Origin of the sequence: Bradyrhizobium sp. RP6, from assembly GCF_003837805.1 — a bacterium.
GTDB lineage: Bacteria > Pseudomonadota > Alphaproteobacteria > Rhizobiales > Xanthobacteraceae > Bradyrhizobium.
The window spans coordinates 1-19,976 of record NZ_RQIT01000043.1 but is presented as its reverse complement, the minus strand read 5'-3'; the positions used below and the strand labels follow the sequence as shown (position 1 = coordinate 19,976).

Below are 19,976 nucleotides of genomic sequence, written 5' to 3'. Positions count from 1 at the left end.
TGATCTCGAATCCGGGCCTCATCAATTTGGATCACCTGACCCATGGCATTCCCATCGTTCATTCAAAGCTCCTTCATTCTAGAAGAAGCCGTCAATCCTGAAAGTGCGAAAGACTCTGTACGTTATCACAACCGGCGATAGCCGAAACGCCGCCGCTCGTTGGCGAGATCGCGCAATCGGCCACGCAGAACTGCGTCCGGCGGGCGGCTTGAGCGGTAGCGGATCATCTTGCGATCCGCCCCCACGATCCAGCAGGCCCGCCGTTCCGACAGGCTCATGACAGCCTGCAGATGCGCGATCGCAGCGCGCTTTGCGGCGGGCCCTACCATTGTTTTGAAAGGAGCTCGCGAAGTGCGGGCGCATCGAGCATCTGCTCGGCCAGAAGCTTCTTCAGCTTCGCGTTCTGCTCTTCCAAGGCCTCAGCCGCTTCGCTTCGGGCCGGACTCTAACTCCTTCTGGAGGAATACGCAGTGGCAGGTCACAATCGGTACAGGCGGCCGGCTTCGCTCGGAATCCACGGCCGACTTCGTCGGAATGCGCACCCCTGACAGGAACGACAAACTTGAAGCAGTTTGGTCTACCTCCTCGTGAACAAGTCACGCCCCGTCATTTTATGAAACTGCCAGTCCGATCCCACGTAATATAGTGTCCACCCAGCTGGAATCTTATTAGCAGCTACACGACCATTCCAAATCGTGATTGTTTTGCAGTCTGGGGCCGCGGGTGCCGTCCAATTGACGTAGAAATCTATTCTGTTTGCCGTGACGACGCCTGCGACAGGGTAAGGCTGTCCCCGGCACGAAAATCCAGTCGCGTTGTTGACATACGTTCCCGCGAAATTCCCTGTTGACGGGTCTAGCATCTGGATCGAGAGAAACGAGCCCCTTTGATTCACCCATGTGGAGGGGACGGGCAACTGCGCGTGAGCAGATACCGATATGACGGCAAAGAGCAGAAGCACAAACAAGCGTGTCATGGTATTCCCCTAGGCATTAGGCAACTGCACAAACGCTGCCAGATATAGATTCGCTCTCATGATGCGGCCATGCAATTCGCTTCCACAATCAACCCAGAAGCGCACCCGTCCACGAAAAGTTCTCGCTTCGTAGTTTCGCCAGATTCTCCAGAGGTGGATTTGCCGACGGCCTCATTTCGAGCGACGTTGGGTACCGACCTCTTGAGAATGCTCAAAGAGCGAACGACGGGTCACAGCGTCTTGAGGTATTCGAGCAGCGCCTTTTTGTCTTGTTCGCTCAAATTCGTCCCGTACTCGTGGCCGCATCGGCTGTTTCCAGAATTGATGTCATTACAATCCGTGACGGATAGTGAGTCACTTTGAGGCTCCTGAGCGGCGGCAAGACCAACGTTTTCGATGTCGTACTTCCGTCCAATGCTAAACTGCGATTTGCGCTGCCCGGATGGTTTGAGCAATTCCGCTAGGGTAGGAACCGAGCCGTTATGAAGATAAGGTGCGGCGGCCCAAATGCCCTGCAGAACGCGGGCCTCGTAGGCGCCCCATTGAGGGAGTCGACTGCGCGATGCCTTTTCTGCCCCTTCCGCTTGGCTTTTTTGATCTCTTCCGAAGTGCTGACAGCGTCGAACGCCGTTACCAGATCCTGCAGGGTCGGCGGTAGTCGTACCAACCCCAGAGACTCCGGGGTCTCCGACGACCCCGGATCTGGTGACGCCGCGACCCGTGCGTTGGTGGAAGGGTCACCACCGGCTAGCAAGTGTTCTGCGATCGAACCAATGACCGAGGTCGCGAGAATGTTAAGAACCTGATCCCTTTCCTTAAGAGGAGCGGTTGCGAAGGGAATGTACGCTCCGTTCAGGACGCCTGTCTTCGCTTTCCAGGCGAGAACATCGTACTCACGTGTATCGGTACCGACGTTCTGCACCACGGTTCTCCACGTTTTGATGAATGGAAAGCGCTGCTCGCCGCCTTCAATCCCATGACAACCGCTGCATCCCCCTTCATCGGAACCTCTTTCGAAAATCATCTTACCCCGGATGGCTAAGGCAGCGTCAATCTTCCAGGGCCATTTCGGAGGGCCGATTCGCTTCACGAGGTTTTCAAGCTCGCTAAGGCCGTCGAAATTGGTGGAATTGCCATTGAGGAAATTGATGACCGCTCCCTGACGCTTCGGCTCGAACGTAGCGAACACCCCTAAAACCTCGCCAACGTTCCGGGCCAGCCCCAAGATGTCACTTCCGTTCTTTGCAAATCCCGGCCATTGCGTCTTGTCCTGCCGCGGCGCATTCCAAAGGAATGGGTATCTCACGGGAGCGTCAGCGGTTTTTATGTTTTCCGGGATCATGAAATCGGGTGGCGGACCGATGTCCAGTCCGGATAACCGGTTGAAGATCATCCCGACAGCATCCAAACGGCCTACTCCCCAGCCGCTTTTGGGCAGGGCTCGCACCACAAGCGTGTGAAACCGCAAGTACCACCTGTCTACCTGCCGGCGAAGAACCTCAAGATCAGCCGTATCGGGATTTGCCGACTGCAGAACAGCTGCAGCAAAAGGAGCAAACGAGTCATCGCTAGCAAGCACATCGCCGACAGCCTTGTCCAAGTCACCAAGCAGCGTGTAGAAGTCCACGAGTCCGGGACCGCCATCGACACGATACACATTGCCTTCCACTTCGATCTGGCGCGTATGACATGCGGAGCAGGTCATTCCGACAATTTGGAAACCTTCAGGACCGGAGGCATGAAAGCCGACGGGAAGACTGACCTTGTTGCCTGGATTGGGGAGATAGCCGTACCGCGACAAACCATCGGCGAGGAACGGTTGTCCGTTCCTTTGCTTTAGAGCCTGCATCCAGGAGAGCGCGATCAAACGCGAGCCCTGATCGCGCACATAGAAGTCCGCTCTCGCCGTCGCGGTCCACTCTGCACCTTGGTCAACGTAGAATGGAATAGCGTCCGCGCCCTGTGCGCTCGATCTTGTCGTGGTAGCAACGGTTAAGCCGATCAGAAAGAGCCTCAGACGGCAGTCTAGCATCTGAGGGCAGGTGATTTGGTATTAAAGACCCATCAAGTTCAACCTACCAAGTTTTGTAGTGATGTCGGCTGCCTCTGCATCGCCCACCAATGGAAATCGCAGAATCTGCGCCATAATCCGAGGGCTCGCGCAGGGCCTCATGCGCCGCATCCAGACCCCCACAGCTGTCAGCCCGCCCTTGGCCAGCACCGCTGCATCGCGCCGGTCGGTTTTTACTCGATCCCCGGCCTTCATCGGGATCAGCGAGGGAACCACGACGTGGCAGTCGTGCCCCAGTCCGTTCAGTTGTCGCGATGCAGGCCATATCTGCAGAGTCCGGCGGGCTCAATACGGCGCGCCTTCGAGCACCCGGCGAGCCAAATCGTTCTGCAGGACTACATTCATGCCGTAACCGACGCTGAGGTCCGTGTGGACTGTTTGTCCAAGTGATCGGGGAGCTGGCGCCACAATGGTCGATCACGCCATTTGTAGAGGCCCTGCAGGCAATGCGGGGCGTCACCTTCATCGTTGCCGTGACGGCGGCTGCCGAGGCCGGCGACTTCTCTCGCTTCAACGACCTCAAGTTGACGGCCTTTTTCAGCCTCGTGGCGTCGGAGTATTCGAGCGTGCAACCATCCGACGCGGGGTGAGAAGAGGAGCGCGCCAGATCCGGCACTCGGTCTGCCGCGATCCGGTGCCGGCTGAGGGCGCGCTCGGTCCTTGCGGCGCGTCGATGACGTGTGATGGCTGCAGCCCAGCTGCCGCGCAATCCGCTTCAGACCCTACCCGCACGCCCTCAGGCGCAACATCTCCGCCACGTCATCCGGCGTCTTCATCACCTGCCCCCGTGGATCAATCCACGACGAGCCTTCCGTTATTCGTTCCTCGTTCATTCGCTCTCTCCTCGGCTATCCAAGGAGGGGGCAATTCCTCGTGACGCCGAGGGAGCAGTTTTCCATGGCGTGCGACACGAAGCGTAAATCGCCGTTCAACGGATTAAAACGGGTAACGGGGCCGAGGGCCGGTCCAAAGCCGGAATTAGCGCGCGATGAAGCGACGTTGTGTGACGACGTAGTCGCATAATGATGGGTCAGTTAGGCCGCCTTGTGAGACGGCCGACCTCTTGTGCAGTCCGTCAGGCGCGAGTGGATCGCTCAGGAGAACGCCGCCCAGGGATGCCCAGCCGGACCACGGTCCGGAGCGCGGCTTATCCTGCCAGATGTGCCAAAGCGCGTTGTCAGCCCCGCGCGCAAACACTTCCAGCCGGCCGTCGCTGTCGGCGATCGCGGCGGGATCGCTGGTGATCTGGCCGCCAAGCGAGGCCCAACCGGACCACGGAGCGGCATGCGGCTCCTCCTGCCAGATGTGCCACAACGCGTTGTCGGTGCCCCGGGCGAACACTTCGAGACGGCCATCGGAATTGTCGACCACGGCAGGATCGCTGGTGATGCCGCCGCCGAGCGAGGCCCAGCCTGACCACGGTCCGGCATGTGGCTGTCCGGCCAGATGTGCCACAACGCTTTGTCGATGCCACGGGCGAACACTTCGAGACGGCCATCCGAATTATCGACGCTGGACGGCGAGCTGGTGAGAACGCCGCCAAGCGAGGCTCAGGTTGACCACGGCCCGGCATGCGGCTTCTCCTGCGAGATATGCCAGAGTGCCCTATCGATTCCGAGACTAAACACCTCCAACGTCCATCGGAATTCTCTGTCACCGATACCGAGTTGGTAAGCGCTGCTGCTGCATTTGTCACGACAGCCTCCAATTGTGTTATGAGGAGAACAATTAACAATGCGCAATCTGAAGTCCGCACACTTTTGCCCTGCGATGGCGCCGACAAGATGGTCTCGCGTGAAAGTGATCCCGCGTTCAAGTTCCCTGCATTCTCATTACGTTTGCTGCAGTGAGCGAAGCAACGCTTTGGTTGCACTCACCCCACGCGTCCCGGCGCTGCGCGAGAGTGTCGCTGACGCCATGCTTGCGGCACAGATCGGCAACCGACACGCCGGCTTCATGCTCCTTCAAAATCCCGATGATCTGCTCTTCCGAAAAGCGGCTGCGTCGCTTCATGCTCTGGCCTTGTTGTGGGCCAGAACGAACTTCAAACTGGATTAAGCCTGTGGGGCAAGGTCACAAGGAACGACTAGAAGTAGAGCCCAGAATCGGAGGCTTTCAATCGTACTCAAGCCAGCCGGGATTAGTCAGACTTTTTTTGGGCAACCCGTGGGCAACCACCCAGTTATTATTAGCAAAGGTGATACGGCAAAGGTGATGAAGCATAACGCAAAAGCCGCCATATGGCGGGCTTTTGCGTTGAAGAGACCAAACTGGCGGCCGAGCAAGTGAGCCCTCATACATCGACGTCAGCGGCTAAAGGTTGAAAAGATCGATGGATGTCAATCGGCCCTTTAACTGCGGGCTGTTTTCAAGCTGCCATTCTTTCTCTCCAGTGGCACGCCGACCGCGATTGCTCCGTCGGAGCTGCTCGGGGTTGCGGAGACGGAACGGTCGCGGTCCGGCGAGACGATCGCCTAGGGAGATTGGATAATCGATGCGTCTGGCAGGTCCTACAGTGGCCCAATACTCGATAGTTCCGCTGTAGACAGACGTTAGCGGCTGATCAGTTTGCGTATTGAACAAACAGGCTCGGAACGTGAAAGCACGGCAACCGTGTTGGTCTGCAATCTTACCTCGCCCAACCGTCCGACAAACTCCACTTGAGCTTGGTTGTCGAGATCGAGTGTGCAGCACGAAGCGCAGACACTTTGAAGAGCGATGCGACTTCATCATCGACGGCGAACGTCATTTTGACAACACCTTCCTGTCCGCCTCGAACGATTCCTGATCTTTCGGGTCCGCAAGCTTAAACCAAGAGCCGGGTGCATACGTGGCGATAAGCTTGGCAAAGAACGATTGTGGCTCCCAATCTTGCCCTTCACGCTTCTCGAAAATAATGATTCCGTCGCGCGTGAAGTAACTAGGTCCGGGAACATTGCAGTCGACCGAAAGCTCGACGCGCCATAGCCCGCCCTTTGTGGTTTGCTGCTCATCTCTCGTCGGCGAGTAATGCACTCCAACCGGCTCGCCGATAGCGCAGCGGCCACGCCGTAGAAGATCGCCCAACTTGCCCTGGGCGGTGGTCACGAAGTTGAAGTTAGCGGGATTATGCAGAAAGTGACGGTTCACGCCGCTTTCGTCGTTTGTCACTTCGTCCGCGATGAGCGAGAGTGCGAACGCCTGCCAGCCTAGTTCCATCGGCTTTGCATACGGCGCCACAATTTTCACTGTGTCATCGGGCATCACCTCCCACGTGACCGTGTACTCTTCCTTTGTTTTATCGGCCCGGTGTTTGGCCCATGAAAAAATAACTGACTCGCCCGAGTCGGCCTTTTGACCAGCCTCCCATCCCCTGGGGATGAAGTGTGCTACCTTCGAGACCTTGGTGAAGATTTGCTCCGCTGTCTCACCATCCTGCGCTCGCCAGGTTGATTTGACCTTATCGATAAGCGGGTTGTCGCTCGTACGAACACCATCGCTCTTACCGGCCGGCCCACCCGGCAAGATCAACCATACGCCAAGGCCGATACAGAGACCGATAACGAGACAAAGCCAAAGCACGCGCCTTTCGATCATTTCTCTTACCCCGCGCAGCTATCCTGATATCCGCGCAAAATTGTATCTTGAGGAGAGTGGCGGCGCAGCTACCAGGACTGGTTGGCACCCAAATCAATTTCGTTCACCCCAGCCTGCTGGCGATCTGATGCAGGTGCCGACACTTCTGCGGAGCGGGCCCAAGGAGGTCCGGGGCCATTTGATCAGCTTGACTTTTAGAACAACACCTCGGCTGGCAGTGGAGAGCATGCGTAGTGTGCTTGAATGCGCTTGCCTGCATTTTCAGCTTCTGTGAAGGATGCGCCCCAGCACTACATCTCATCGGGCATAGTACGAACTGGCCATCAATTCTCATCCGAACGATTCGAAGAGCTTCGGCGTATATACAGAGCCGTGTCGGGGAGGAGATCACTGCGGCAGAGGCGTGCGATATCGCGCATCGCCTCGTCGCGCTCTATAGATTGCTTTCCCGCCATTTGCACGACGACGCGAGCGGCCTCCTTTGCTACTCCTCCGGCTCAAATCGCTCCCGAAGACTTCTGGCGTTGTGCAAGATGCGCCGTCGTCGGCCTGCATGTCGCGCAGGATCATGCGAGCTTCCGGCCATCAACGATCCTGCCAAGAACCCCGAAGCAAATGATCTCAAGTGAGTGGATTAGGCCTTCGCTACGGACACCACTGTAATCATTTGCGGTTCGAGACGGCACTCGCGTGCGGGCAACAGATCGACATGCACGCTCACAACGGTGGCGGCCTGCTCGCGTGCTCGCCCGATAATCAGGAAAAGCCGGACGAGCCCAGTGAGAGTGGGCGTGCGTGACTAGCGAAAATACTCTACTTCTTACCCGCCCTCGATCAGCGTGGGAAGGCCGATCGTCCTCACTGGGGTTGAGGTCGCCACGCAAGTTCGGTGGCGACGAACAAGAAGAAGGATGCGTCAACCGGCGCACTGCTAGTCTGGCAGTTAACCCAAACTGCATTGTCATTGCCGGCCCGGTCGGCAGTGTTACACCAAGCGTTCTCCGCACCGTTCGTCAAGGTGTCGGCCTGAACCCATCGGCTCCAACCCTTGATTGCTTGGACGTTGTGTCCGAAATCGATCTGATATATGCCAGCCCCTCTTGGTGTTCGCGGTGTTGTAACCGAAGCAGCCCGCTATGCTGCCGTCTGAGTTGATTGCCGCTGTCAAAAACACGACCCCTCTGGTCGGCTGCACTTAGCCCGGCGCGACACTGAGAGCGCGCTCCTGCCCTGGAAGGGTGTTGTTCTCCTGTCTAGCTGTCTGTGCGATGGCAACACTGGAAAGAGCGATTCCCAAACGCGTCAGTGCGATAGTGGCGACAGAGCGATTCATGATATCTCTCCTCTACTATTTGCGAACGCCCCCTGCCTTCAGGCAAGCCGGCGCTTTGACCAGCGTCAGCGTCGTTAGCAACGTTGGCATGCCTCCGTCGCCCCGATCAACAACTAGGCCTAGTAGGTGAGCACGCGCATGCTGTTGCAACTCGCGACTTGAATAATCATTCTCGAGGCTCCATTTGCTTCGGATGAGGTCGTGTCCCTGGCGTACTGAGGGATATCCACATGATTGAAAACCGGATCGCAATGGCCATCCAGGCGTTCACCGCAGCAAGCCTTCTAATATGCCAGCTTTCGACTTATCAGCGCCGTACATGACGCCCAACGAATTGGTTCGGCTGGTCTGCGCAGAGACCGGACGCGTTGGCCCGAAGATCCCAGCTCGCGGTTTTCAGACTACGATAAACTCAGGCACAGGATGAGGTCCATGTTGCCTCCCGTTCCCCACGGACTTCATTCAGCGTATCGCGGATACTTCCGCGCTACCGCTCGCGCGTGAGTGACCTTGCCCCAGGGGCTTAATCCAGTGTGAAGTTCGTTCTGGCTCACAACAAGGACCAGAGCATGAAGCGCAGCCGCTTTTCGGAAGAGCAGATCATCGGGATTTTGAAGGAGCATGAGGCCGGCGTGTCGGTTGCCGATCTGTGCCGCAAGCATGGCGTCAGCGACGCCAGCATCTACAAATGGAAGGCGAAGTTCGGTGGAATGGAGGTGTCGGAGGCCAAGCGGCTGAAGACCCTGGAGGACGAGAACACACGGCTGAAGCGCCTTTTCGCCGATGCCATGCTGGACAACGCGGCCTTGAAGGACCTCGTGGGAAAGAAATGGTGACGCCCGCGGCCACGCGGAAAGCTGTCACCGAGGCGCCCACGGGATGAGCGAACGGCGGGCGTGTAAAGCCATCGGCTGCTGCCGCATGACCATGAGATACCAAACGACTCGGGCGGACGAAGCCGGCCTTCGCCAGCGCATGCGGGCAATCGCCCAGGAGCGCCGCCGCTTCGGCTATCGACGCCTGCATGTGCTGCTCAAGCGGGAGGGTCAACCACAAGAAGCTGTTCCGGCTCTACCTGGAAGAGAGGCTGGCGGTGCGGCGGCGTGGCGGCCGCAAACGGGCGATCGGGACCCGGGCGCCAATGACGGTGCCGATGGCGCCGAACGACCGCCGGTCGCTCGATTTCGTGTCGGGTCAGCTGACCTGCGGCCGCCGCTTCCGTATCCTCACCGTCGTGGATGACTGCACCCGCGAGTGCCTGCCGATACCTCGCTCTCCGGCATCCGCGTGGCGCGGGAACTGGACCGGCTGGTGATCGAGCGCGGCAAGCCCAAGACGGTGGTCAGCGACACCGGCACCGAACTGACCAGCACCGCCATCCTGACCGGGGCGGATCAGAGGCGCGTCGCATGGCACTACATTGGGCCGGGCAAGCCCATGCAGAATGCCTTTATCGAGAGCTTCAACGGCCCGCTGCGGGATCAACTGAACGAGACGCTGTTCACGTCGCTGGCCCAGGCTCGCGTCGCACGCGGATGCTGGCGGGCCGATTACAACGATGCGCGACCACACTCGCAGGATGGAAAACGCCCTCCGAGTTCGCCTTCAGCTGTCACCCGCGCCGGGATCTGGCGCTGCGCTATGCCGAAAGCTCCGCCGCCAGCTCCCGTCGCTGCCACCACCCAACCGGGCAAATCCAACAGCCGGAGCGAACTCAGGATTGAATAACACTTGGGGGCAAGGTCATGGCCCGCATTGTGAGTCCGGTGCTTCCAGTCTGACGAAGAGATGCGGCAACCGGGCGCGTAGCGGGGATGGGCGACTGAAACGCCGTCCAAGAGGGGAAAATGTTCGACGTGCTTCAGAAGCTTGGAAAATCAGGAGCAATATCGCGGCTGCATTTGCGAAGTGTGCCCATCCGTCCGCCGCCCCCTGTTCAAGTACGGGAGTTCTTAGATCATGATGCTTACAGCCGTTCCGCAACAGTTGAGTGAAGTCGCCGCCCAGCTCGTCCCTATCTTGCACCTAGATATTCGGCCGCTGAAAGCACCGAGGCGAAAAGCGCGACTGGCCGATCCTTCTGACTCTCGATTCTTACAGTCATCGTCCCTTGATTATCGAAGCTGACAACTGTGGCCGCGTGTGTATCATCGAGATAGTAGGGCCAGAGTCCCCATCCGATTTGCGATAATCTCCGCTTTGTCGACCTCGCTGAACGTAGCCCCGGAGCTATAGTGAATCCGCATTTCCACAACTATTAGGAGGCTCGACAGGAACCGCGGCAATGTGCCCCCAGGGCCGAAAGTCGTATCCCAGCCGGGCGGTGGCATCCCAGGGCTTACGATTACCCACATTTTGGGGCAGAGTTTTTGGGAAAGTTTCGCTCCCGTTGCGAGATCGATGAATCGCGATAATCCGCGCCACATGATCAGAGTCCCTGGTGGCGGATCGTTGGCGCGGGCGAGATAGCCGCCGAGCCTGGCGATCTTGATGAGATAATGCGACAATGTCTTTCGTTGGTGCTGACTGGAGTCTTGTTTTCGACGAGCCGATCAAGCAATTGGATTTCAGCTTTGGTCAGCACAAATTCCGGTGAAGCATTTTGCGCTGAACGATTGAGCATCGTCATCCAAAAGATGCGCCAGCTCACAATGCAGAATACCGAGATCAAATTCGTGAATCGCTGAGCAGTCCGCAGTTGCGAGTCCTCTGCCCTACAGCCGGATTTGAGTATCTTGTGGAAGACCTCGATCTTCCATCGAAGGGAATACCAATCGAGTTTCTCGATCGCATCCCTGCTCGATTGCACCGGAAGATATGTCAGGAGTTTCCATTCAATCTTCTTTCTGTTCTTTGCGCGCTCCTCGTTCATCAGCGTGGATCACTGTCAAAGTCAAAGCTGGATACCGCGACTGCTTGCCTATGGGTGGCAAAATACGGATTTTACGATACCGGATTTCACGAACAGCCTGGTCTGGATTGCCCTTGCTATCCTGGACTTCGATCCGGTGGAGGCCTTTGACCATGACCTCGTCCATTATCGTTGCAACGGTATGATCGCCATCGCCTGCCAGGCGATTGACACAGGTCCTTACCAGAAATGCGTTCCAACCTCTTGGGCGGCACAAAACAATTCATAAATGTCGGCCTCACGATCACCGATATGGATGCACTGCGATGGCTCCTCGAAAAGGTCCGTGGATTGCTTGAGGTTCTCCAGCCACCGAATGCTCTCCTTGGTTTCAATGGGGATCCGTGTCGGGTTGACCTCGCGCCTAAGCGCAGCGACCCCTTTGAATTTCTTTCTGGTCCACACTTCACGGCGTTGAGCCCCGGGGGAAGCCCTCGAGGGTCACCGCAAGGCTCGAATGCATCAATATTCCGCATGTCGTGTACGTTTCGGGTTTTCCGTCCAATCTTCGCGAGTTCCTTCTGGGGACACGCTTAATGATCCCGATCAGATCCGGGCGCTCCCTTTGATAGGTGAATTCGGTCGTATCATGCAGGACAAGACAGGCCCTTTCGCAGCCGCGATAAGTTCCCGCGTGGATTCAAGATGACCAGACAGGATTTCGGCCTCGCTTACTCGTTCATTGGAGAAGAAAGGATAGGCCGCCTTGGTATTCGCCCAGTCTTGGCAAACCACCGGAATGCTCTGTCCGATATCTCCACCAATCTGCTGCAGCAGCATGCGAAAGCTCTCGCCAAGTCGAGCGTCCCGGAATTCGCACAGCGCAGCTTCACGGTCAAACCAAGTCAACGCGTCAGACGCCAACCGATGCGCCTTCTCATCCCGGACGCGTGAAGTCAGTCCCATAGAGCACTTTTTCTCGAATCAGGTGCCCATCAAAGAATCGCAAGCGATTCTGGCGACTCAAGTTTCTCGGCTCAGTGCACCTCAAAAAAGTGGGTAACCGTAAGATCCCAGGGGAGCGTACCCGGATTATTATAGGCCATTCCGAGTGCGGAAGAGAGATACCAGTCTGCAGGTGTTGGCGAGAAGTTCAACAGGCCGAACGATCGAAGCGCATTCTGCACGAACCGTGCTTGGAGAATACGAATGTTGTCACAGCTACTCCATTCGGCGGCAGCTCAGGATGCCTGACGTTGACACGTCTGCCTCCAGACGACCGCATCCACGATCTCGGGCGCCAATGCAGGCGGCGCTTTGGATGAGCTTCGGCGAACGACAATAAGCTTAGTGCGTCGCATCACGCGACTCCCAACCCGGCGCACTATGTCATTTCTTAGGACCGCGAGCTTCGGCACTGAACAGCGCTTTCGTGAGGAAAGCCGACGCATCGCTCTCAGCGCCGAGATAGGTTCCGGCGGCTTCGACAAGAGCACCGATCACGATCGGTATCTTGTCGTCGCTGGTGATGATGATCGTCATCGCCCGTCCTTGTCGAAGCTTGCCGAGGGCGACGACCCGCTCGATTCGCCCTACTGTAGAAAGGCCATAGCCCGGCTTTTGAATTGTTCTGAACGTCTGCTTGCTCATCTTCGCTGTAGGTGACGAATGACTGTACGAGTACATCCATCTTATTGGCAATTAGCAGCGTCGTGGTGAATGGTTGCATGTTGCCCTCAGGCCCGAATGTGCGTTCGCAGTTGATTATTGAACCCGAATCCCATGGTGCGGCGTTCTTGTTGTGATGTGCAAGACCTAGCGCCGCCGAATACTGGGCGTGGGCTGACGGGCATCACATTCGCGAGTGACGCGTCGGGAGAAACACCGCTTGCAGCGAACTTCTCGCTAAACTTTGAGGATGAGCTGCTGCCTCCCCAAAGGCCGAAAAAGCCGCCGGACGAGCCGTTGATTCAAGATTTTGAGACATCGGTGTTCCACGTTCCTTGTGCGACATTGAACTTGCGCGACGGGGCCTTTAGCAGCAGCTCGACGATGTCGCTATAGCCGATCGAGAAGGTGATCGGCTCCGTGCCGCTGGGTCTATACGGCATGGCGTTATTCATCGCCACGAAGATCGGATCTAGGTTGTCTCGGTTGAGCGCGATGGCGCCTTGGCGTGCTTTAGCAGAGCAGAGCTCGCAACCAAGAGGCCATACTTGGAAATCGTGCCCGGTTGGACCTGCTTCTTGCTTGTCGCGTGTCTCGGCCCAAGCCTTGTAACAGACTGGATCCACGGTATCCTGGAAGCGCTCGGAAGCAGGCTGGAGCGCGGAAAGTACGCCCTGATAATCGACTGAAAACTTGTTGCCGCCAGCTCCGAGCCGACATTCATATTGAGTGTGGCTGGCGGAATGATATCGAGATAGTCCCACAACCGGCTGTCGGCACCGGAAACTCCGATGAGGGTGGGGCGGGTTGGAGTACCTGAAATGGCGAAGTCGTCTCGTAGCCCAGCCCCGTGGCAAGTGCATTGAAGAAGCCGTTCTGCAGCTGATCGAAGTTCGTTGGGTCGGCGATTGAGAGTTCCCTCCGGATAAGTGCACGTGCTGCTGCTCGGGCCGCCGGGCGTCGGTAAGACGCACTTGTCGACCCCGCTCGGGCGAGAGGCGATCCTGGCCGGTTACACGGTGCGATTCACCACGGCGACGACGCTGGTCGCTGGCCTCGCCAAGGCGCGCGAGCGGCGCCTGGACGAGAAACTGCTCGCGCTGGCGAAGCCAAAGCTGCTGATCGTCGACGAACTCGGCTACCTGCCGCTGGAGCCCGACGCGGCGCATCTGTTCTTCCAGCTGGTCAGCCGCCGCTACGAAACCGGCGCCATGCTGATCACTTCGAACCGCAGCGTTGCCGAATGGGGCACCGTGTTCGCAGATCCGGTGGTCGCCACCGCGATCCTTGACGGGCTCCTGCACCACAGCCACGTGCTGACCATCCGCGGCGACAGCTACCGCCTCCGCGTCAAGCGAAAGAGCGGCCTCATCAAGGCGCCCGCCGCTGACGGCCCGACATCATGAACCCGAGCGTGGGGGCAGTTCTTCATGACGCAAAGGGGGCAGTTCCGGATGGCGTTTGACAGGCTTCGGGCTTTAGGCCGTCAACCAGATCTCAGAAAGATCCAACTCGCTTTCAGCGGCAGAAATCCGTGCCGAAATGGCTTGTCGCACCCTCTCGCATGCTTGAGCCAACTTGGCACGATCTGTGGACTTCTGATTCGCGTAAGATCGAGTTCGATTCTAGAGCCGCGAGTCAGTGTCACTTATGCGTTATTTTATCTACTATACAACGAGCCGCGCTGCAAAAGGATTGCATTCGACAACGGGAAAAGATTGCTCCGAAGGACGGGTTCGAACCCGTGGTCAGTCTGATTTCCATTCAGCAGCAGAGCCGCGGACTGGTTTTTGACCGGGGACGATCGGTCAAGGCGCTTTTTATTCTCGAAACCGTAGGTTCGAACCCATTCCTCACGCAGAAAATACTCAAGATTGAAGCCAAGAAGCCGTTCATATCGGTTCGCAAACCGCCGGACTCACTCACGTTGCTGGGAATCGACGAGGACGTTCGAACTTTACAGGGTAAAGGTGCCGAGTGGGCATAAGAGATCTTACGTGACCTGCAACCGAAGATGATCAGCGCATTCTGCAAAATATCAGCGTTCTCCGGCAGCGCTTCGAACCGGAGTTGGTGGCGAAGGAGGAGACTTCTCGTGCCCGCCGGGCAAGCGGTACGAAATCAATCTTTAGCGTGCGAGAACGTTGCGCGATATCAGTCGCTTCCGCAGCGGTGACCTCCTCTCCTGAGAGTTCTTTGTATATACTACGAAGTTCTTCGAGTCGTTCAGACTTTGTGGCTTGCGGGTAGCATACCCGATGCAATGCACTTGCGCCGCGCGTTCTTCACAGGCGTGAAATTGTGCCGTGGTGAAGGACTACGTTGCGGCGGGCGGGGTGAAGCCGTTCAGGTCGCCTGAGCGCCGAAACGGCTCGATGGCCTTGAAGGTTGGCTGCGCGAGAGGTTCATTCGGCATCGCGGCAATGCAAATGTGGTGCGCCAGGACCTGTTGACCGAGGAAGGCGTGGCAGTCAGCCGGCGAACGCTGCAACGCGCCGTGCAGCCCTATCGCCAGGCACTCAAGGCGGAAGCGCTGGCGACGACGCGGTTCGAGACGCCCCCGGGCCGGCAGCTACAGATCGACTTCGGCGAGCGTCTGGTCGAGATCGGCGGGGTGAAGGTCAAAGCATTCGTGTTCGTGGCGACGCTCGGGCATTCGCGGCGGCTGCATGTGCGTGCGTTCCGGGGCGAGAAGCAAGAGCACTGGTTCGGTGGGCTCGAGAGCGCATTTACGACTTTCGGCGGCGTGCCGGAGGAAGTGCTGATGGACAATCCACGCGCGCTCGTGGTGCGCCACGACGCGGTGAGCCGGTCGGTTCAGTTTAACGCCAAGCTCATCGCGTTCGCGAAGCATTGGGGCTTCCGTCCTAGCGCCTGCGCACCGTATCGGGCGCGCACGAAGGGCTAGACGGAGAATGGCGTCGGTTACGTGAAGAAGAATGCGATCGCGGGGCATTCCTTCGCGAGCTGGGTGGCATTCGAGGCGCATCTCGCCGAGTGGGAGCGTGAGGTGGCGAACGTGCGTATCCACGGCACGACCGGCGAGGCGCCGATCGTCCGCTTCGCGCGTGACGAGACACACAGGTTGAAGCCGTCGAGGTCGGTACGAACAGCTACTCGGTGCGGTTGCGGCCGGCGAGGTGCGTATCCGCCAAGGCATGCGCGAGGTTGCGGTCCACAAGCAATCGGAAGGTCGCCGGCTGCGGATCGTCGATACCACCCACCTCGACGGTGTTGCCGGGCAGAATGGCGCGGTCTGCCGACCGGAGATTGCGGCAGCGACGGTGCCGGCATCGTCTCCACTGCCCTCGTTGTTGCGTCCTCTTGCCGAATACGAAGCAGCGATCGGAGGGAGCTTCTGATGGCGCGCATAAAGAAGGCTACCGAAGCACCAATCGATCGGCTCGACGCCATGCTGGCACGATTGCAGCTCGCCGGCATCCGGGACCAGCTCGACAACCTGCTCGACGAGGCGGCGCGCGCGAACCTGTCGGCGCGTGAGACGCTGATCCTGCTGTGCTAGCGCGAGATCGCGAAGGATCATCGCCGCATCGAGATGGCGCTGAAACTCGCACACTTCCCGGCCGTGAAGGAGCTTGCCGGCTTCGACTTCGAGGCGCAGCCGTCGATCGATCCGAAGCAGATCCGTGACCTGGCCGCGTCACGTTGGATCGCCAACGCAAATTCAAGGATAGACCAAGCATTGCGGAGTGATTGTCCGCTGATCACCGAAAAGAAAATGCCCACCGAGCAACGTGATGGAACGTTTCGGCCGCTACTGCCCCCGGACCAGAGTTACGCTAGAAGAAGCAGCTTCTGGATCAAGCAGCGCGGGCGTTCGAGAGCAACGGCGACAGCGCAGCCGGGCACGAGCGCGAGATTGAGAAGCTGCACGCCAAGATAGGCCAGTTGATCATCGAGCGGGAGTTTTTAGCGAAGGGCTACGGAAGATGAGCGCCCCGGATCGCCGCGTGCTCGTCGACCGCAATCATGGAGAGCTGTCGGTGCCCCAGCAGTGCCAGCTGCTCGGCGTCGCTCGCTCAAGCGTCTATCGGCCGCGCCCTCAACGACGATGACGATTCGGCGCTGATGCTGCGGATCGATGAACTGTTCGTGAGTTGGCCATTCCTCGGCTCGCGTCGGGTGACCGCGATGCTGCGCGCCAGGGCCATGCCGTCAATCGCAAGCGCGTGCAGCGGCTGTTGCGCAAGATCGGCCGGCAGAGCTTGGCGAGGATTCTGATAAGAGTTCGCGTGCTGTCCCCGCCCATCCGGATGGGTATCTGAACTTGCCGCCCACTCGGGTGGATGGTTGATGTCCGTTTCGCTCGTGAGCACCCAACCAGAGGGCCGGCGGTCGGGGGGCGTTGCATTTTGACGAAGGCCTGTGATTTAAACTCCCAAACTGGGGCGTCGGACCATTTGCCAGAACTCGCTGGTCGTCAATCGGGTGCCATCAAGCGCATCTCGTGTCACAGTCAACTACCTGCTTAGGCAGTTGATCGAAGCGACAAACATAGGACAAATCGATGCCAAGGAATGCGTTTCTGCGTGGCTAAACACCTTCACATCTGTAGTTTTCAAGCGCGGGATCGAGGCAGGTGGCTGGACGGATAAGCCGAGCTGCTAGTGATTCCAGATGCATGCCATGGCTTGACGAGGGAACGCAATTTGCCGGCGAGAGCTGCCGTGTATTGACACGTTACGACGTTCGACCGAGGCATTGCGTTCTCGGGTTGCCCAGGCGAACGGAGCCTGATGCCCCTGTAATTCCATCGCGCTGCCGAAGACATGGAAATATGGAGTGCGAATAGCGACGGCTATTCGTTCGTGATCAGCTTCCAGAGCCCGACTGGTCGTGGCTTCCGCGGAAGGTCGGGCTACGTCGCCTCGTGGCGTCCGCTTGACCAGAGCCGTGGCTCGATCAGGATTCTCGGCTGGCCGCTCCAAAGCTTCGCTGATGCCGAGAATGCGTGCAACAGTATGCTGAAGTACCTTCGAGACGTGAACTGATCCGCACTCGCTGAGAATATGGAGCCTTGCCAAATGACTCAGTCGCGAGCGCCGCCCAGGATACTCGATCGAATCTCACCGCTCACTCATTATGCAAAAGGCGTTGGAGCAATATGCTGGTAGCCGATGCAGACGAAGTTGATCTTTAGGAATGGCAGTCGGGATGATGAGTTGTGTACAATGAGCAGCAGACAGCTTAAAGATGAGTACGACGCCCAGGAAGCCGAGGCGATTGCCGCGGCACTTGACCTCACGCTCGATGAATTGAATCAAATCGAGTATACGATAAACGAGATCGCCAACGACGATGGGCTGGTTTACGCATACGGCGTAGAAATCAAAGAAGGAGCCCCGCAGTACATCCTCGACAAGCTTGCGCCGCTGCCCAGGCGGGGCAACTTAGTGGTTGTGCGGGGATACGCCCACGACGCAGATCAAGAGGAAATTGAAATAGAGATGGCCAGGAAACCGTTTACAAAGTAAAGCTCTACAACATCGCTACAGATGAAGTGGTTATCTCCCGGCGCATGGCCACCTACGACGGGGCAGCCAAAATGGGAGGGTGGCCGGTTGAAGGCACGGGTCATGTAATTGAACTAGCTGACCTAGAACCCGGCGAGGAATGGACACCTCGCGATTTCGATCCGACCACGATATGACGGTGCTCACGACTGAGCATCTGCTCATTTGGCTAGCGAAACACATTGCCGCTGTTGCTAGCGCTGTCTTCGGATGCATGCTGGCGCTGGCCAGGCGGGCGCTTGATCACAGGTCACACCTAGCAAAGCACCGATCCATTTGAATAGCGTTGGCGCTTACGGCAAGGAATAAATGCCATAGGCGATCGGTCTGACGAAGGTACCAGGTAAACAGTTTTGCTTATGTTGATGTAAGGAAAGATCTCTACTCGCGTCGCGGCAATTAGAGAATGGTGATAAATCTCGCGTGAGGGCGAGATACGATAGAGTTGCTTAAGTACGGGCATTATGAGAATCGCGTTCTCCCAGTAGACGTCCTTCACTGTTCCTTTGAGGTTGAAATCGGAATTCGTTAGACCAAACTCAGAGACAGTCCGGTATTCCTCTGTTCCTGGGCTTTGACTAACGTGCACCAGCGTCCCTCCCGCCTCAGTGATCCTGTAAAGTTGCGCACCCCACTTCTGGATGGGTTGGGTTCGAAATCTTAACGGCCCGGTTGCCGATGTTTGCCCTGGGGCATCACCGAACTTGAACGGTATTCCTAGCTCCTGCAGTTCGTTGTTGATCTTCGTGTAGTACTCCTTTTTTCGCTGCTTCCAATCAGATGTTGAATTGAGTTTTGTTATATCGTGGTCCGACATGCTTTGAATCGTCTTCTCTATTCCGTCGCCGTAAAAGAACACGTTTACGTTCAACAAGTCAGGAAAAGAGTGCGAGTAATCCCTGAATGCAGACGCGGCACCACACGCAACGACTAGGAGCAGCGCAAGAAGGCGAATTAGCCCCTTGTGAACGTCGTGCTCTAATGAGATCCAGTCGAGCAACGAAATCCTCACCAGTCCTGTCTTTTCGAACACTGTTTGGGGAAAAAGAAAAAGCAAGCGGCATACGAGCGCCGCTATGGAAAGAGATAGTAAGTCAGGCCAGCGGCCTAGCATTGCGAACCGTCTCCGCTCTATCTAAAAACGTCGCAATTGCCTCAACAGTTGCATCAGGGCACTCCTCTTGAGGCATATGTCCACAAGCTTGGATGACGTGTAGCTTGGAGTTGCAAGATCACGGTTCAATCGATGGCCATTCTCAAGAGGCACAATTCTGTCGTTATTGCCCCAGATCAGAAGAGCTGGGATGCTAATAGATTTGAGTGGCGCGAGGTACTTACTGAGATGAGAAGGCGCAATCTCCTTAGCCATTCGCCTGATGGCAACTCTTGCTTTTTGGTGCTCAAGCATTTCGGCATACACACTGCAACTTGTGAGGACGTAATCTTCGTGCTGTCAAAATAGCATTGCTCAAGAACCGATCGGGCCTGCAACATGCGGCGGTTTTACTTGCTTTCGACCCAACCGACCCTCTTCGGCGGGGTCTCGCTGATCCGCAAGCGGGGCCGGATCGGCACGACTGGCCAGACGATGGTGCAGACGCCGGATAAAGCCGTTGCGCCAAGCCTCAGCCGCACCGGCGCGTTGTCGGCTGCCGCTGTTTGCAGCCTCGTGTTCGAATTTGCGTTGGTGATTGCGAGCGCACGGTCCATCCACGCGTCTACCGGGTGATCGGCGGTCTCGAAAGCGAGCACAACAACGGACTGTTGCCCGTCACCGCGCCCATTGTTGAAGGCTTCGCGCGAATCCAGCAGCCGAACATTGGCGGGAAAGAGCCAGGTTGGTACTGTCCAGAATCTTTCGCACTTTTGATCAGGCGACGGCTCCGGTTTCAGAGAGTTGTGGCTGATAGAGCGGTCGCATGTTCATGTAGCATTTGGTCGACCACGCCGTTCCGGCAATGTGCCGC

The 19,976-nt window shown here is 57.6% G+C and carries 17 protein-coding genes and 6 pseudogenes; 9 read left to right on the top strand and 14 right to left on the bottom strand.

From position 1 onward, the window contains the following. Nucleotides 1-128: 128 nt before the first annotated feature. The 5 genes and pseudogenes from EHH60_RS36175 to EHH60_RS38955 all read right to left on the bottom strand — a co-directional run. Nucleotides 129-421 (bottom strand): annotated as a pseudogene (locus tag EHH60_RS36175) (IS3 family transposase); the annotation flags it as partial. A gap of 156 nt (nucleotides 422-577) precedes the next feature. Beyond that, a complete protein-coding gene (locus tag EHH60_RS38965) occupies nucleotides 578-976 on the bottom strand; it encodes an avidin/streptavidin family protein (RefSeq protein ID WP_036032120.1) in 399 nt (132 codons plus the stop codon). Nucleotides 977-1,206: 230 nt separating this feature from the next. Continuing rightward, complete coding sequence (locus EHH60_RS38960) at nucleotides 1,207-1,485, bottom strand: c-type cytochrome (protein WP_370140866.1); 279 nt, start codon at nucleotides 1,483-1,485, stop codon at nucleotides 1,207-1,209. Further along, nucleotides 1,437-2,864 (bottom strand): di-heme-cytochrome C peroxidase, encoded by a 1,428-nt coding sequence (locus EHH60_RS36165; protein ID WP_370137893.1) that lies wholly within the window; start codon nucleotides 2,862-2,864, stop codon nucleotides 1,437-1,439. Before EHH60_RS36165 ends, EHH60_RS38960 begins: the two co-directional genes overlap by 49 nt. Nucleotides 2,865-3,132: 268 nt before the next feature. Next, nucleotides 3,133-3,328: pseudogene (locus EHH60_RS38955) on the bottom strand (IS110 family transposase); the annotation flags it as partial. 105 nt (nucleotides 3,329-3,433) lie between these two features. Here EHH60_RS38955 and EHH60_RS36160 point away from each other — a divergent pair. After that, entirely contained in the window at nucleotides 3,434-3,637 is a 204-nt protein-coding gene (locus EHH60_RS36160; protein WP_199752497.1) for a transposase, read from the top strand. A gap of 388 nt (nucleotides 3,638-4,025) precedes the next feature. Here the strand turns inward: EHH60_RS36160 and EHH60_RS37850 are convergent, their stop codons facing one another. From EHH60_RS37850 to EHH60_RS36145, 3 genes and pseudogenes are all read right to left on the bottom strand, one after another. Next, the gene (locus tag EHH60_RS37850) at nucleotides 4,026-4,502 is read right to left on the bottom strand and encodes a DUF8189 domain-containing protein (protein WP_199752495.1); all 477 of its coding nucleotides are present in this window, start codon (nucleotides 4,500-4,502) and stop codon (nucleotides 4,026-4,028) included. A gap of 450 nt (nucleotides 4,503-4,952) precedes the next feature. Then, nucleotides 4,953-5,060: pseudogene (locus EHH60_RS36150) on the bottom strand (transposase); the annotation flags it as partial. Between the two features lie 732 nt (nucleotides 5,061-5,792). Beyond that, the gene (locus tag EHH60_RS36145) at nucleotides 5,793-6,623 is read right to left on the bottom strand and encodes a nodulate formation efficiency C protein (RefSeq protein ID WP_100213463.1); all 831 of its coding nucleotides are present in this window, start codon (nucleotides 6,621-6,623) and stop codon (nucleotides 5,793-5,795) included. Nucleotides 6,624-8,525: 1,902 nt separating this feature from the next. On the opposite strand from EHH60_RS36145, the pseudogene EHH60_RS36140 reads away from it, so the two are divergent. After that, nucleotides 8,526-9,684 (top strand): annotated as a pseudogene (locus EHH60_RS36140) (IS3 family transposase). Between the two features lie 700 nt (nucleotides 9,685-10,384). Here the strand turns inward: EHH60_RS36140 and EHH60_RS38455 are convergent. The 5 genes from EHH60_RS38455 to EHH60_RS36125 all read right to left on the bottom strand — a co-directional run bounded on the left by EHH60_RS38455 (nucleotide 10,385) and on the right by EHH60_RS36125 (nucleotide 13,239). Next, on the bottom strand, nucleotides 10,385-10,828 hold the full coding sequence (locus EHH60_RS38455) for a transposase (protein ID WP_245334297.1): 444 nt from the start codon (nucleotides 10,826-10,828) through the stop codon (nucleotides 10,385-10,387). Further along, entirely contained in the window at nucleotides 10,791-10,982 is a 192-nt protein-coding gene (locus tag EHH60_RS38450; protein ID WP_225115037.1) for a hypothetical protein, read from the bottom strand. The genes EHH60_RS38455 and EHH60_RS38450 overlap by 38 nt, the downstream gene beginning before the upstream one ends. A 431-nt stretch (nucleotides 10,983-11,413) precedes the next feature. Further along, a complete protein-coding gene (locus tag EHH60_RS38445) occupies nucleotides 11,414-11,773 on the bottom strand; it encodes an IS4/Tn5 family transposase DNA-binding protein (RefSeq protein WP_245334296.1) in 360 nt (119 codons plus the stop codon). A 423-nt stretch (nucleotides 11,774-12,196) separates the two neighbouring features. Then, entirely contained in the window at nucleotides 12,197-12,457 is a 261-nt protein-coding gene (locus EHH60_RS36130; protein ID WP_124163928.1) for a hypothetical protein, read from the bottom strand. A gap of 320 nt (nucleotides 12,458-12,777) precedes the next feature. Then, entirely contained in the window at nucleotides 12,778-13,239 is a 462-nt protein-coding gene (locus EHH60_RS36125) for a hypothetical protein (protein ID WP_124163927.1), read from the bottom strand. A gap of 168 nt (nucleotides 13,240-13,407) precedes the next feature. On the opposite strand from EHH60_RS36125, the pseudogene EHH60_RS36120 reads away from it, so the two are divergent. The 6 genes and pseudogenes from EHH60_RS36120 to EHH60_RS36090 form a co-directional block, all read left to right on the top strand. Further along, nucleotides 13,408-13,881 (top strand): annotated as a pseudogene (locus EHH60_RS36120) (ATP-binding protein); the annotation flags it as partial. A gap of 338 nt (nucleotides 13,882-14,219) precedes the next feature. Further along, on the top strand, nucleotides 14,220-14,462 hold the full coding sequence (locus EHH60_RS36115) for a hypothetical protein (protein ID WP_124163926.1): 243 nt from the start codon (nucleotides 14,220-14,222) through the stop codon (nucleotides 14,460-14,462). A 405-nt stretch (nucleotides 14,463-14,867) separates the two neighbouring features. Continuing rightward, the gene (gene istA, locus EHH60_RS36110; RefSeq protein ID WP_081493115.1) at nucleotides 14,868-15,383 is read left to right on the top strand and encodes an IS21 family transposase; all 516 of its coding nucleotides are present in this window, start codon (nucleotides 14,868-14,870) and stop codon (nucleotides 15,381-15,383) included. Between the two features lie 453 nt (nucleotides 15,384-15,836). Then, nucleotides 15,837-15,998 carry a hypothetical protein gene (locus EHH60_RS38950; RefSeq protein WP_370137892.1) on the top strand — a complete coding sequence of 54 codons (162 nt, stop codon included), beginning with the start codon at nucleotides 15,837-15,839 and terminating at the stop codon, nucleotides 15,996-15,998. Between the two features lie 6 nt (nucleotides 15,999-16,004). Next, nucleotides 16,005-16,379: an ATP-binding protein gene (locus EHH60_RS38945; protein WP_370140865.1), complete on the top strand. Its 375-nt coding sequence runs from the start codon at nucleotides 16,005-16,007 to the stop codon at nucleotides 16,377-16,379. A gap of 1,288 nt (nucleotides 16,380-17,667) precedes the next feature. Further along, entirely contained in the window at nucleotides 17,668-17,970 is a 303-nt protein-coding gene (locus EHH60_RS36090; protein WP_124163925.1) for a hypothetical protein, read from the top strand. 295 nt (nucleotides 17,971-18,265) lie between these two features. Here EHH60_RS36090 and EHH60_RS36085 read toward each other — a convergent pair whose 3' ends face one another. Next, on the bottom strand, nucleotides 18,266-19,123 hold the full coding sequence (locus EHH60_RS36085) for a hypothetical protein (protein ID WP_124163924.1): 858 nt from the start codon (nucleotides 19,121-19,123) through the stop codon (nucleotides 18,266-18,268). 363 nt (nucleotides 19,124-19,486) lie between these two features. On the opposite strand from EHH60_RS36085, the pseudogene EHH60_RS38625 reads away from it, so the two are divergent. Then, nucleotides 19,487-19,615, top strand: a pseudogene (locus EHH60_RS38625) (WGR domain-containing protein); the annotation flags it as partial. Nucleotides 19,616-19,976: the final 361 nt, after the last annotated feature.